At 55.3% G+C, this 12,247-nt stretch carries 7 protein-coding genes and 2 pseudogenes; 1 reads left to right on the top strand and 8 read right to left on the bottom strand.

Annotated features, from left to right (window positions below):
* Positions 1-11: 11 nt before the first annotated feature.
* The 8 genes and pseudogenes from CDV44_RS02570 to CDV44_RS02535 all read right to left on the bottom strand — a co-directional run bounded on the left by CDV44_RS02570 (position 12) and on the right by CDV44_RS02535 (position 10,418).
* Positions 12-1,172 carry a DUF3445 domain-containing protein gene (locus CDV44_RS02570; protein ID WP_141118654.1) on the bottom strand — a complete coding sequence of 387 codons (1,161 nt, stop codon included), beginning with the start codon at positions 1,170-1,172 and terminating at the stop codon, positions 12-14.
* A gap of 255 nt (positions 1,173-1,427) precedes the next feature.
* On the bottom strand, positions 1,428-2,378 hold the full coding sequence (locus CDV44_RS02565) for an ATP-binding protein (protein ID WP_087686549.1): 951 nt from the start codon (positions 2,376-2,378) through the stop codon (positions 1,428-1,430).
* 13 nt (positions 2,379-2,391) lie between these two features.
* Complete coding sequence (locus CDV44_RS02560; protein WP_087686548.1) at positions 2,392-4,452, bottom strand: Mu transposase C-terminal domain-containing protein; 2,061 nt, start codon at positions 4,450-4,452, stop codon at positions 2,392-2,394.
* 60 nt (positions 4,453-4,512) lie between these two features.
* Positions 4,513-5,100 (bottom strand): hypothetical protein, encoded by a 588-nt coding sequence (locus CDV44_RS02555; RefSeq protein WP_087686547.1) that lies wholly within the window; start codon positions 5,098-5,100, stop codon positions 4,513-4,515.
* An 856-nt stretch (positions 5,101-5,956) separates the two neighbouring features.
* Complete coding sequence (locus CDV44_RS02550; protein ID WP_087686546.1) at positions 5,957-6,931, bottom strand: AraC family transcriptional regulator; 975 nt, start codon at positions 6,929-6,931, stop codon at positions 5,957-5,959.
* Positions 6,932-7,047: 116 nt separating this feature from the next.
* Positions 7,048-7,884 (bottom strand): annotated as a pseudogene (locus tag CDV44_RS02545) (plasmid partitioning protein RepB C-terminal domain-containing protein); the annotation flags it as partial.
* 93 nt (positions 7,885-7,977) lie between these two features.
* A pseudogene (locus tag CDV44_RS02540) lies at positions 7,978-8,856 on the bottom strand (ParB/RepB/Spo0J family partition protein); the annotation flags it as partial.
* Positions 8,853-10,418: a recombinase family protein gene (locus CDV44_RS02535; RefSeq protein ID WP_087686545.1), complete on the bottom strand. Its 1,566-nt coding sequence runs from the start codon at positions 10,416-10,418 to the stop codon at positions 8,853-8,855. The pseudogene CDV44_RS02540 and the gene CDV44_RS02535, both read right to left, overlap by 4 nt.
* A gap of 1,433 nt (positions 10,419-11,851) precedes the next feature.
* On the opposite strand from CDV44_RS02535, the gene CDV44_RS27695 reads away from it, so the two are divergent.
* Positions 11,852-12,247: hypothetical protein (locus CDV44_RS27695; protein ID WP_371328722.1), on the top strand; the 396-nt coding region annotated here is incomplete at its 3' end.

Below are 12,247 nucleotides of genomic sequence, written 5' to 3'. Positions count from 1 at the left end.
GAAGTCCGCGACTATTGTATGCGCCAACTGTCGTCAAACGAGACGCCAGGATGCAAGACCCGATCGCGATAGCGTCGGCATAGAAAGTCGACCATCTCCCAACTGGCGCGGGGGCGCACTTGCAGCTTATGGCCGTGCTCCGCCACGAGTTGCATGCGAACCCCGCATTCATATTGATACCTCTCGATCGAGGACCACCACTCCACTTGGCTCAGTCGAAGTGCCTTCCGTAGCTTGCGAAGAATGCAACAGAACAAACCCAGGATATCCTGCTCGCCAATAATTTCTGCAATCTGCCGCGCTGCCTTATCCGTCAGGCCGGCGCGGTGTAAATAGTTCATCCGAGCAGATAAGTCCATGCCGGCACCTGGCCTTCCGTCGATCGCCCTTGCTGTCCAGTAGGCGTTCCACAGCGGCCAAATCTGAAGCTGATTGCACAGCAAGCACAGTGCTACGGCTATACGCATAGCCTGTCCCTCGATACGTACACCGGAGGGGTATGAGTTGCGAATGTGCAACGCACTGCACTCCTCCTGATAGGGGGCAAGCATTTGGAAGAGCGTCGTCAGTGTCTTGGTGCCAACTCCGTCCTCGTGCCTCGTGAGCACATGCTGAGTCTTCCTACCCGTCGGAACCCAGTAATCAACGGTCTTAAACCGCCAATGTGCGATCAAGGGCTCACGCCAGTCGTCGTAGCGGGAGATCACTCGAGCTAACTGGACTTGCTTTACACCACTGAGGCGAAATAGCGAGTCGCCAGTGGAGAAAAAGCCCGGCGGCCCGCTAGATCTACTGGTGATCGCCACCCGCCGGCGAGCCCGCCGGAAGTCACCGATTAAGGCGTCAATCGCACGCATTTGATAGAGCGGCAGCTCTTGCTGAAAGCGTTTTCTTTTGAATAGGACGCCGCATCTTGGACACGCAAAGGGGGAGCCAGCCACATGGGGCAGATCACACTGGATGACACACTTGCATTTGAAGCATCCCGTCTGAAGGAGGCATGTGTGCAGCGGGCAGGCATAAATGCCTAAATACTGAAAGAGATAGGAGTGGTAGCCCAATTGAATACATTTTGGGCAATAGCGGAGCTCGTGACAGAGCGTGTTAGCCCAAAAATCTGCCCCACTACTGATTCGCATCGCCTCGACAGAGACTTGCAGAAACTCGCTCATTTGGCTCGACGGCCTGGCCACCTGATAGGGACTTCGATCATCCACTGCAGGACCAAAGACTAAGGACGTGTTCGTTGAGACATCTGGCATCAGGCGTCTTAACTCCGCGAGGCTGTAGTGGCGCTGCTCGCATATCGTTGCCACTCGCATGTACAGCGACGCACTCGCCGGTACAGCAGGCACGCGTGGGGGTGGTATGTAATCCTCAAGGTTGATCGAAAGGTGCATGATGCCGTCCTCGCCCCGCGGGGCAAGCTACTCGTCAACGTAGTGAAGAACGACATTGTGAAAGCCTGACGCCTTAAATGCATCGACGAGCAATGGTGTGTCAATTTGCTCTGGCGTGAGTTCGCCACGTCCAAGTCTGTCCAGAATGTCGATCGTCACCATTCGGAAGTGTTGCATGGGCATTCGCACGCGTCGCTCGATGTTGGCTTCGGTCCGAATCACTTCCAACGCGGCTCGATAGCCGTGCGCCAACGAATTTAATCGCCATCCATACTCGTAAAGATTGGGCACGTACGCGCACGCGGGCGGTGGATCATCTTCGCGCGCAGGCGTATCAAATGAGGTGAGTACGGCATCAAAGTCCTCGGGAAGGATCCCGCAGAACTCCGGCATGTCGTTAAAGAACCTCCCCAACACTTGGTATTTGCTTCGGTACGCAAGTTGATGGCGAATCGCGGTGAGCTCCGGTTGCGCCACCAGCAGGAAAAACGGTTTGTAATGGTTGTAATCGAGCATGTTGTAGACGTGTACGAGTAGCCCGAAGAAATCCAACTTGAGGTTTTGCGCTTCGTCGATTATGAACAGCAGGCGGCGAGAGTTCGCGACCCCCGCCGCCGTATAGATCTCGTCCATGAGGCGGCTGCGCAGTATGGCGATGTCACGATGCGAGAATTGGGCGCATTGCATGTTCTGTAACGCGCACTGAATTTGCTCGCGTTCAGAGGCAAGGCTTTCCGGGATTTCCCAATTCAGGACGCAAACGTTATGTCCCATGACTTGCGGAATGAGGTGCTTGAGATACTTGCACGCGTTCGTCTTGCCGACGCGCGGCTTGCCCGTCACCGCAATGCCAGGCAGGCCGAGGCGAATGCATCTGGCGACGTGCTCCGCGAGCGCGTCAATTTCTGGCGTCCAGATCAGAAAGTTACCCAGTGGTTCCCGGTCGTCTTTGGACGAGTCCTTTTGGCTTTGCGGCATTTGCACGTCTCCTCTATCTGAAGTATGGGCGCTTAGGGGGTGCTGTCCTGGTGGCCATGTGACGCAGTGGGGTTACTGAGGTGGAGTGCTTTGAGGAGGCCGTCACGGTCGGCTCTGGAGCTCGGCGGCGCATCGGCTCTGACGTCGTGCCAGCGTTGCGAAGCGGTCGCTCGTCATCCCACCTCTTGGCGATTTCCAACTGGGCGTTCGTCAACAGTGCATTGGCCTTCGGCAGATGGTGTTCCAAGTAGTCCGTGAGATATTTGAGTTGTAAGGCCGCGCTTGCATTGGTTGGTGCGCTGAGCTTCAACGACATGAACAGTGCGTGCAGTGCACATTCCTCCGCCGTCGGGCCAAGTAAGCCTTGCTTACGGCGTTGATCATGTAGTTTTCGGATGCGCATATTGGATGGCCCTCTTCCCCATTTACCAGTGGCATAGAGTGGCCCGATCTCCGCGCCGTTTTCGTCATACGCCCAGATGGTCTGCAAATCGTCAAAATCACATCGAATCCAGACAGCTCGCTTTTTCCATGCAAGGGGGTTTTTCAGCCAAGTCGCTTGGTATCTGGCGTAAGCGAAATGGATCTCCGGCTCTCGCTGTTGGGGGCATTTGACGGGGCGCCTGACGGCTTCGCCAAGCAAGTGCTTGTGGCGTTTTTCCGGAGGGAGATAGTTCAGCACTAAGGACTGGTTGCGGTGGCGCCGCGCGAGGTAGGCGAGTGGCGTTTCACTATTGCACTTCGCACTTGGCGAGGCATTCCGGCTGCGACCTTGCGCACATAGCGCGTCGCGCACGTGCGTGTAGTGCAAAAGCTCAGTCACATCCGTCTTGGCGATCTCACGCAATGGGTCACCGGGCCCCCGTGCGGTGGTCCCTGGACACTCATGCAGCAAGTAAGTCGATAGCTGGCCGAATGAGCTTTCCACACTGTTACGCTGCTGCGGGGTCTTGGGCCTGCCAAGCACCAGTCGTGCGCCAATGGTGTCGCATATTCCATGTAGAACCGAGTTGGCCAAGTGAGCTAACGCGTTATCCAATTCGATGACGGCTGGAACGGCCCAGCGAAAGTCAGGCACCTCCGCCGGGTAACCCGCGCCTGCCAACGACGCTGAAACGGTGAATTCACTCGGTGGTTCCGGATTCATTGCAAACCAGAATGCCGCCAAGATATCCTCTTTGGTCACCTGCTCTCCTGTGACGGGGCAATCGATGACGACGGCATTGGTGCCCTCGTCAGTAATGCGCACCAGGACCGTTCGCGGCAGAACGGTCTCGCTCCAATCGCCGGAGTCGTCCACCACCGTTTGTTTGCATTGCACATCCACCGTCGTCTCGTCGATCTGCCAGATCGCGTAAGGCGGCGTCTGCCGCTTGGCCTGCCCATCACCGGCCTGATATGCCATGCGTTGCGCGGCTTGCGGACCATACTTCTGTCGAAAATAGGTATCGGTCCACCTGGGAATGACGGCTTCGGAAATCCAGGCTTCGATAGCGGCATACGGTATGGACGCGGTTTTGAGGGGATATTCATCGTCAGCGCAATCGTTCGCACGTCGATGGGCTCTAATGAGGTTCCAAATTTGGCGGGCCCCCACCCGGTTGGGGCGAGGACAGTCCTGCGGGTGCCGGTCGAGCACGAAATTGATGACCTCGGCCTCAAGATCGGGGAATTCGCGCATCATCTTGCGGAATATGCCGGCGTAACCCAACCGGGAATCCTCAAATTGACCAAGCGGCGCCTGTCGTTCTCGCGGCTTGCGCGCGACGCCCTTCAGAAACGCGCGTAGTCCCCAAATTCGACCGTCGGGCGCGGTCTCACAGGCACGCTTGAGGCAGCGCTGAAATTGTCGCTTGCTCAGTCCGGCGAGTTTGGCAGACGCCTCGATTGCCCCCCCGTCCAGGCGCAGCACAACGCCACTCGTCAGGCCGCGAAGCCGCTCGCGCGCGTCACGTGATGTTTTGTTGTTGTCCTTGGATAGGCTCTCGTCTGCAGTGGGCCAGTTCGTGATGTCCCACAACTCCGGCGGGAGCTTCTGCATTGGGCCACGAGCGGCCCGTCCATTGAGTGTCATCGTATGGCTCCAAAATAATGCGCTCACCGGGCACGGAACGGCGCCTCGGCAGTCAGCGTGCTAAGTGCGACTGATCAAGGTGGGAACCTCGTAGAAATAGCTGCCTGGGGATACGCTCAAGATGCCGACATAGTGTTGCCGCGCGAGCACCGCAACGATTTCGGTAAGCGTATGCGGCACCTCCACCGCAGCGCTTAATCGTGGTAGGCCGATAACCCCTGACGTAGGCACGACGTCGATTACTTGGCGAGTGAGCTCACCTAGGGGTTGGTCGGCATGGAGTGCTGCGGCTTGGCGCCAGCGCTCGAGGCACTCGATGTGAGATCGCTGGGATCGGATTTGGTCTCGGGTTCGCACGGTGATTCTGAACGTCTCGCCACCTGCGGCTTTCATGGCGGCAATGCGCGCACCGTAGGTTGAGGTTAGCTTGGGCGCAATGACCTGAAGTTCGGTCGAACCGTCTTGCCAAGCGATGACGAGATCGGCCAGCTTGACGGCTGGGTTGTCGGTCGCCGCGACCGGATCACTTGGTAGGCGTGGTTCGAGCCGTAGTGCCTGGGGATTCATCCAGAACTGCAGCCAGTTGTCGAAGTGCAGTTCAGTGGGAAACTCGACGTACTTGCGGCGCAGCGGATCGATGCAGCGCAACAGTTTTCCGCGAGTACGTTGATAACGACCCGAGCGGCCTCCGAACGATGTTACGTGCAATGCCCACATTGGCTTCACCCGGCCGTGGTGAGCACATCGGCCAAACGCCAAGCAAGTGGCCTCAGAGGAAAGGGGCGTGCCTTCGGGGAGGCGCTACGCGATGGCCGTGACGGCAATACCATACTCGGTACTGCCCAGCTAAGCCAGTTGGAGAAGTAGAAACGTCCGGCGTGAGGTTGCATCTCAGGCTCCCGACAGTCGATGTCGCAACAACCGAACGGCGTTACCGGAGCGCTGAACGAGGAGCGTAAGTTCCCTCGCCTTGACACATCCCCCAGTGTGGGGTAATGTCAAAGTGTTGGTTCAACCAGCTCGCTGTTGGTTGTAAGCGAATTAAAACTGGGTCTTAGCCGTTGGCGCGGCTAAGACCCAGTTCGCATTTACAGTTCGTCAATCACATGGCCATCCTCGCAGAGTGCGTTGCTCCCTCGTATATGCTTAGATAAACGAACGGAAAAAATCAAGAAGCGTGAGCGGTTTTTGCGTTTTTTCTTTGGCTACGCGCCACTAAGGAACGCGCTCGGGCACCGGTTCGCAAATTGCTGCCACCGCGCTCAATCGTCGGCACCACGAGCGACTCCCAGAGGCCATGGTGTGTGGGAATGCAGCGACTTTACCGCGATGCTGACTCGGCAACGAAAGGTCTCGGGCAGCGTGTACCCCAATTTTTAGTACTGCAGAGGTACTGTTTTCGCGGTCAAGGCTGAGCGGGTCTTCTCGCTTTGAGCGATGACGTCGATATCTGCGACTGGGTTATCAACTGGTAGCGCGCAACTTGCCGGAGATCGCCGTCGACCTACAGTTCTGTTGCGCGATGCAACGCTCGCCCCTTCTCTGCCGAACGGTATCTGCCGGGGCTCACGCCAGCATTGCGCTTGAACGCGATGCTAAATGCAGTGTCAGACAAATACCCAATCTTTGTCGCAATCTCCGTGAGCGACTCGTCGGTATCTTTCAAGGCGGTTCGGGCCAGCACCATGCGCCAGTGGTTCAGATACGCCAACGGTGCCTCTCCAACACGCTCGCGAAATCGATTCGCAAACGCGGTTCTCGACATCGCAACGGTACGGGCCAGACTATCGACCGTCCATCGCTTGTTCGGCGCCTCATGCATCACCGACAGCGCCTTGCCGATCTTTGCATCGGACAACGCACCGAGCCAACCAGCCGGCTGAGACAACTTGCTAAGGTAGGCGCGCAGAAGATGAACAAGCGCGAGCGCCGCGAGACTGCTTCGCGCCACCTCGCCACCTATGTGTAGGTCACTGGACTCAAGCCGTAGCAGGCTCAGGACTTGAGCAAGCGCGCCGGATTTCACATCGCTCGCCCGCAGCTGAATCAACGGCGGTAGATGGCGCAGCAGAACCTCACTTACGTCATTCTCGAAGGTGAAGCGGCCGCTGGTCATACCGACCGGTGCACCCTCGCCGTCGCAGTAATGACGTGCGATACCGTCCGCACCACGACGACTGCGCACAACACTTACACCGTCCCCCGGTCTGCACACCGGATCGCTTGCCACATAAAACGGACGGCCATCGGTCAGCATATAAAAATCCCCATCTTCCAGTCGAATCGGCGCGTCGCCGTCCGGCCAGAGGTAAACCTGCCCTGACAGCACACTGCCGAACTTGATGTGCTTGTACGCCGGGAAACGAAGGGCCCACGCGCCCTGTCCCTCGAAGCGGGAAGACAGCGCGCTGCTCACGCGCAATGTCGAGAGCACGCCAGAGGTGTAGGTAACGTCGCATTGATCAATACTAACGGCCATCCGGAGATTGGAACATTTTCATAATGGTCCAAATCACCAGTTCCCAAAGATGTGCGGCACGTTTTTCAACCTCAGACGCTACACCTCGCTAAGGTGCGCCCCTCGCTCTACTAATCTCACCTGGACGATATTTGCGACCGCCCGCCCGTGTGCGGCTGATCGAGGGTAATCGTGGCTATGATGGCCTCGAACTCAGAGATTAGATCGGGCTGGTACTTTGCGATGAATCTGTGTACAGCAGCGTTTTCCATCAACTTGGAGAGAAAACCCTTTGCGATAACGAGGTTCAATACGTCCTGTCCATATGTTTGCTCCACCAGTTTGTATTGAACCTGCAAATTTCCCATCTCTCGCTCCATCATGGACATTTGCTCTGCAGAAACGCCTCCTATTCGTGACGGCTTTCGGCCGGAGACAAGCTGATTTGCTGGCGTCGCGACGAGAAGAGCTTCGGCATAAGCTACAGTTAAATTGTTAACCGAACTCATTAGTTCGACGCACTCCATCTGACGCGTCGGCTTCATTTTTCGCAGCGCCCGGGCTAACTCACAGGAAAATTGACGATCCTTCAGGAGCTCGATAACTTCTGGACACAAACCATCGAGCAGCGACGCCTTTCGCCTTACGAAGGATATATCTACTGCAAGCGCTCTTGCCAACTGCTCCGGAGAGACCCCCTGCTCGATTGCGCGGCAAATCATACGGTGCTCTTGTATCGATGAAATTCGGTTTAGCCGATTGTTGTATGTGTAGCTTTCATCGTCGGTTGCGACAAGACAAAGTACGTCGGGTATCCCGAGCTGCTGTAGCGCGAGTATCCGCAGGTGGCCATCCAACAGAACATATTTACCTCCGCTTTGCCCGTCCACTTGGGTAACAGAAAGCGGTTCTATCACTCCGACCTCTTTAATTGACGCGAGGATTTGCAGGAATTTCCGTGAAGTTGAGACATTCGCCTTGATAGGCTTGGATAGGAGCACATCCTCGATGGGCACGGAGATGGGTGTCGGAATGAACCCAAGCGTCACACGGCTCATCCTACCCCCCCCGTTTGACCACACACGCTCCGCCAGGTACTTGGGTAGGGTAGTCAGCCCCTCCGCACGTAGCAAATTGACAAAATTTTCATCCACAAATAGCTGGCGCAGCGCCCCAACAAGAAAAAGTAACCGCTGCTGAGTAAACTCCGCTTTCCGGACAATGGCTTTCTGCTTTTCAACTTCGTTGCGATAGATGCGAATAAGGCTAGACGCACTCATTTTTGTCTTGTCCTTTTGCGTATTGCGGCTCGTAGTTGGGCCCAGGTTTTTCCGACGCTCAATTAGACGCCTAGCATTGAGAAGCCTCTTGCCCCGTAGGGTTCCTGTTTCATAAGCACTCTGCAGAGCCTCTTGGACCGCATCGTCGCTATCACCGGCTCCCATGATATCGATTGCGGTATTCAACGGGATTCGTCCATGCTCGACAGCGACGATGAGCCTCTCTTCACCGTGGCTCAGCAAGCTCAAAATTCCTCGAATGTAGTCCGGGGATAAGCCTGTTTTCTCGGCGATTTGCTTTGCAGAATAGCGTTTCGCCTGGAGCTGACGGATACCCGAGAGCAACTCAAGCGGATGGTACTGTCGACGTGCAATGTTTTCTGCCAAACTCATAATTAAGGCATGCTCATCACTCACATCAACGACTAGCGCGGGAATTTCGGTTTCGCCCAGAGCTCGAAAAGCCTTCAGGCGTCCCTCACCGCACACAAGCAAATACCGCTCGGACCTATCCGGACGTACCCTGCGAGTTACAACAATTGGTTTCTTCAGCCCGATTTTCTGAATGTTACCGACGATCTCGTTGAAAATCGTGGTGTTCCTATCTCGTGGGTTCAGAACGTCAATTTGATCGATCGGAACCATTTGCAGCTCGGGCACCTTCATGCGGACCTCCGAAATCGCGCACGCTGAGCCATTGCGTAAAGATAGTCGAGAGTATCGAATCGATAGCTTTCAAACTCGATCGAATTTCGTTCACGCAGGCTGATCCGCTGAAGGCAAAAGTCAAGGCGAGGCAGTAAGTAATAATCAAGTGCTGCGGCGTTTGAGGCGTCGAGCCGTACTGCGACGGTAACGTCTGGCAACAAGCTTGCATCGAAGCGGATTTTCCAAAAAAGATGTCCGCTGAGTCTTGTCTGGCAACGTGCGAGTACTACTGAGCATGTGAACTCATTGTTGACGGTGAGAACGTCGGTAGCAGCATCCCTTTCGGCGCTTCCCCCGAGGCTTACGATGCGTTCCTCTGTCGATGCAACAATCTCCGGGTGAAGCCGCCGCAGAAACCTATTGGCCTCTAAGTAACGGTAGTCCCTGTCCGGCGTAAATCCGACGGCTTGGTACGCGCGAATCAGGCTTCCAAAGCGGTACATGTAGACAGATGCAGATGGCATTCCGTCAGTCTCGTCAATTACGACCCCGGAAAGAAACCCACGGCGCGCGTACAGATTCCGAAGTCGCTCGATCAACTCGTCGTTTGAGTACCTACGTGCCCTAGCACGCATGATCCCTTGTACCGTGAAGAAAAGTTCGGCGGGAACAATCGCTTGAAATGCGTGCTCTTTACGGATCCACGTGTCAGCTGGGTTGGCTACTCGTACTGACCTCAGCTTAAAAGACACTCGGTTGTAGACGTTGTTTCCTATGTACTTTTCGTTAGTGAGAACCTCTCTTACTGTCGATCTCGTCCATTCACGCTCTAAGTCGGTTCGAATTCTCATGGCGTTGAGGCGCGCCACGATTTCTGATTCGTTTAGCGACTCATCAACAAACCATTGATAGATCATTCGCACGATTCTGACCTCACTATCAGGTCCAGGGACGAGAATCACGCGATCAGATTGCAGACTCTTGTGTTCTCCACGTGCGAGTGGTGCTTTGACCAAGCCGTGCTGGTCAACCAAGACACGTCGAAGGCCGTAGCCGGCAGGTCCTCCTTGCCGATACCCAAGCTCAATCAGTCGACACTGTCCCGCGAATACCTTCGCGGAAAGTTCTCTGCTGTACTCGCCGGCCATCGCGCGCTTAACGCCTTTGACGATCGCGGATACCGGCGATCCGTCGTTTTCAAACTGTTCCGCGCAGTAGATCACCTTCATGCCCGATCGCCGGCAAAGGTACTCGTAATATGCACTCTCGTCGGAATCCTGAAATCTCCCCCAGCGGCTAACGTCGTATACAAGAATCACGCTATAGTCAACGTCACCTCTCTGAACATCGCGAATAAGGTCCTGCAACGCCTGCCGGCCATCGATCTTAAGCCCGCTCTTTCCTTCGTCGGCATAGGTGCGAACTATTTCGAGGCCGCGACGCGTCGCATATTCGCGAATTTTTTCGCGCTGATTTTCAGTCGAATATTGTTGGTGCTCGGTCGACATTCGTACGTATTCCGCCGCGCGCAATCGGCCGGCTTTCTCGGCACCACCTCCATATTCGTGGTCGGACGACATGCTGTGACTCCGTCACCGATAGATGCGAACCAAAAAGCCGGGCCAACGAACGTCCTTCTATGCGTCGTTTCCCGCGACAAGTGACTACTAGTTCACATTAGCAGGCGAGTCCGCTTTCGACTAACGAATCATCTCTTTGCAATAGACCTCTCGTCCAGCGGCTTACTAGAAAGGAATGCGATTCGCACAAGGTACGCGTCCATTTGTGCAACACTCCTGGGCGACAGAATGCTGAGTCGGTATACCCCGTCTGGCAATTGGAGGGGCATTAGGGACTCGTCAATTTTTGCAATTTTCCCCGTCGATTTTCGAGCGTTCCGAATTTGCTGTTGGTCACGGTTCCTAGTGCAATAATCGGGGTGTGATTCGCGGTAATCTTTCCAATAGGTTGGGTGCCTCGACTGCCACGCAGCTTGCGCGTGGCGCTGATTTTCTCGATAGTCTGTGTCGCAGGCGAGTCTCTGCTTATGCCATTCGTAACGCCGCTCCCGTTGGCATTCCGGTGAAGAGCAATAGCGTTGATTCGGAACGTTCACGCGAGGAAGAAATTCGCTTCCACACGATGCACATCGACGACATTTCTTCATGACGTACTCCTCATCTTATGTGGGAGGAAAATCAGATGAACTCGAGTGGATGCTCATCGCTTACGGTGCGTGTTCAATAGAAAGTTCTTATTCGTTCAAAGTTCATCCAGTCGAAACTTGCATCGAAAACGCTCGGAGCGGAAAACATGACGAATCTCAGCGATACATATCGCGGGTGTAACGTAAATATCGAAATATCTGAGCTGGAAAGCGCTTGGGCAATAACGATATCAGTGGCACCACTCGAGGGAGTAGAACTTATTCACCCGTTCGAGAATCGGAGCTTCAAGTTGCCGAGAGAGGAGTCTCTCGACTTGATTGTTGAGGAATTGCTGAGAGAAGTAAGACTTGCGATAGATTTGGACATCGTTGATCCGTGAGTCGTTGGGGGCGGCCTCACATTTTGGGCGCAACCTTTTTCCGACGATGCCGTAAAGCCTGCCCCTGCAGGGCAAAAATTTTCAGTGCCAGAAGCGTGTCCGAAATAGCGCCTTCCACCGGTGGATACGGGTAGCAGACGCTGCATGATCGCATTTCGGTCTGCTGGCCATTCATGTCCAAACCCTGCTTCACTTCTCGCGGAGAACACCCAACTTGAATTCAGGGCTCCTGGCATCACCACATGCCTAATAAAGGTCTGAGCACTGAACGCAAGTTGGTGGGCTTCGCGGAAAGTTATGCGTTGGCTAATGAGGAACTCGCAGCACATCACTGGAAGTTCGTTACGCTTTGCTAGAGGTATGTTACTTGCATACAACATGCAATTGATCTTTGCGGCTTGAAGATTTAGGGTCGACCTATGTAGATTTCCACGTCGTTTAGGAACATCGTCTTGGGAGCGCTCCAATGAATGCTGCAACGCATGTGAGCCGGACTTGCCCTGTTCCCCTAAAGCCAATCTTTGTCGCCCTCTCCCTGTGTGCCGTTAGCCACGCGCAAGCCGCGTGTGACAACCTGAATCCGGCAAGTAATGCCACCGTCACATGCACGGGAACCGGCGGCGCGATCCTTGCGCAAAGCGGCAGCACCAACGTTACTGTCAACGTCACCCCCGGAAGCACAGTTTCTCTCGTACGCAGCACACCCGGCTTGGCGATAATCTCCGTCGACACCACCAGCACGATTTCCAATTCGGGTACGGTCAGCCTCTCCGGTTCGTCATCGACCGGCCGCGGCGCGGCGCTCCTTGGCCAGAACGACCGCAACGCACTGGTCAATACCTCTTCGGGGACTATCACCACA

It is taken from the genome of Pandoraea sp. PE-S2R-1 (genome assembly GCF_002179865.1).
GTDB lineage: Bacteria > Pseudomonadota > Gammaproteobacteria > Burkholderiales > Burkholderiaceae > Pandoraea.
This window is presented reverse-complemented; position numbering and strand designations above follow the sequence as displayed.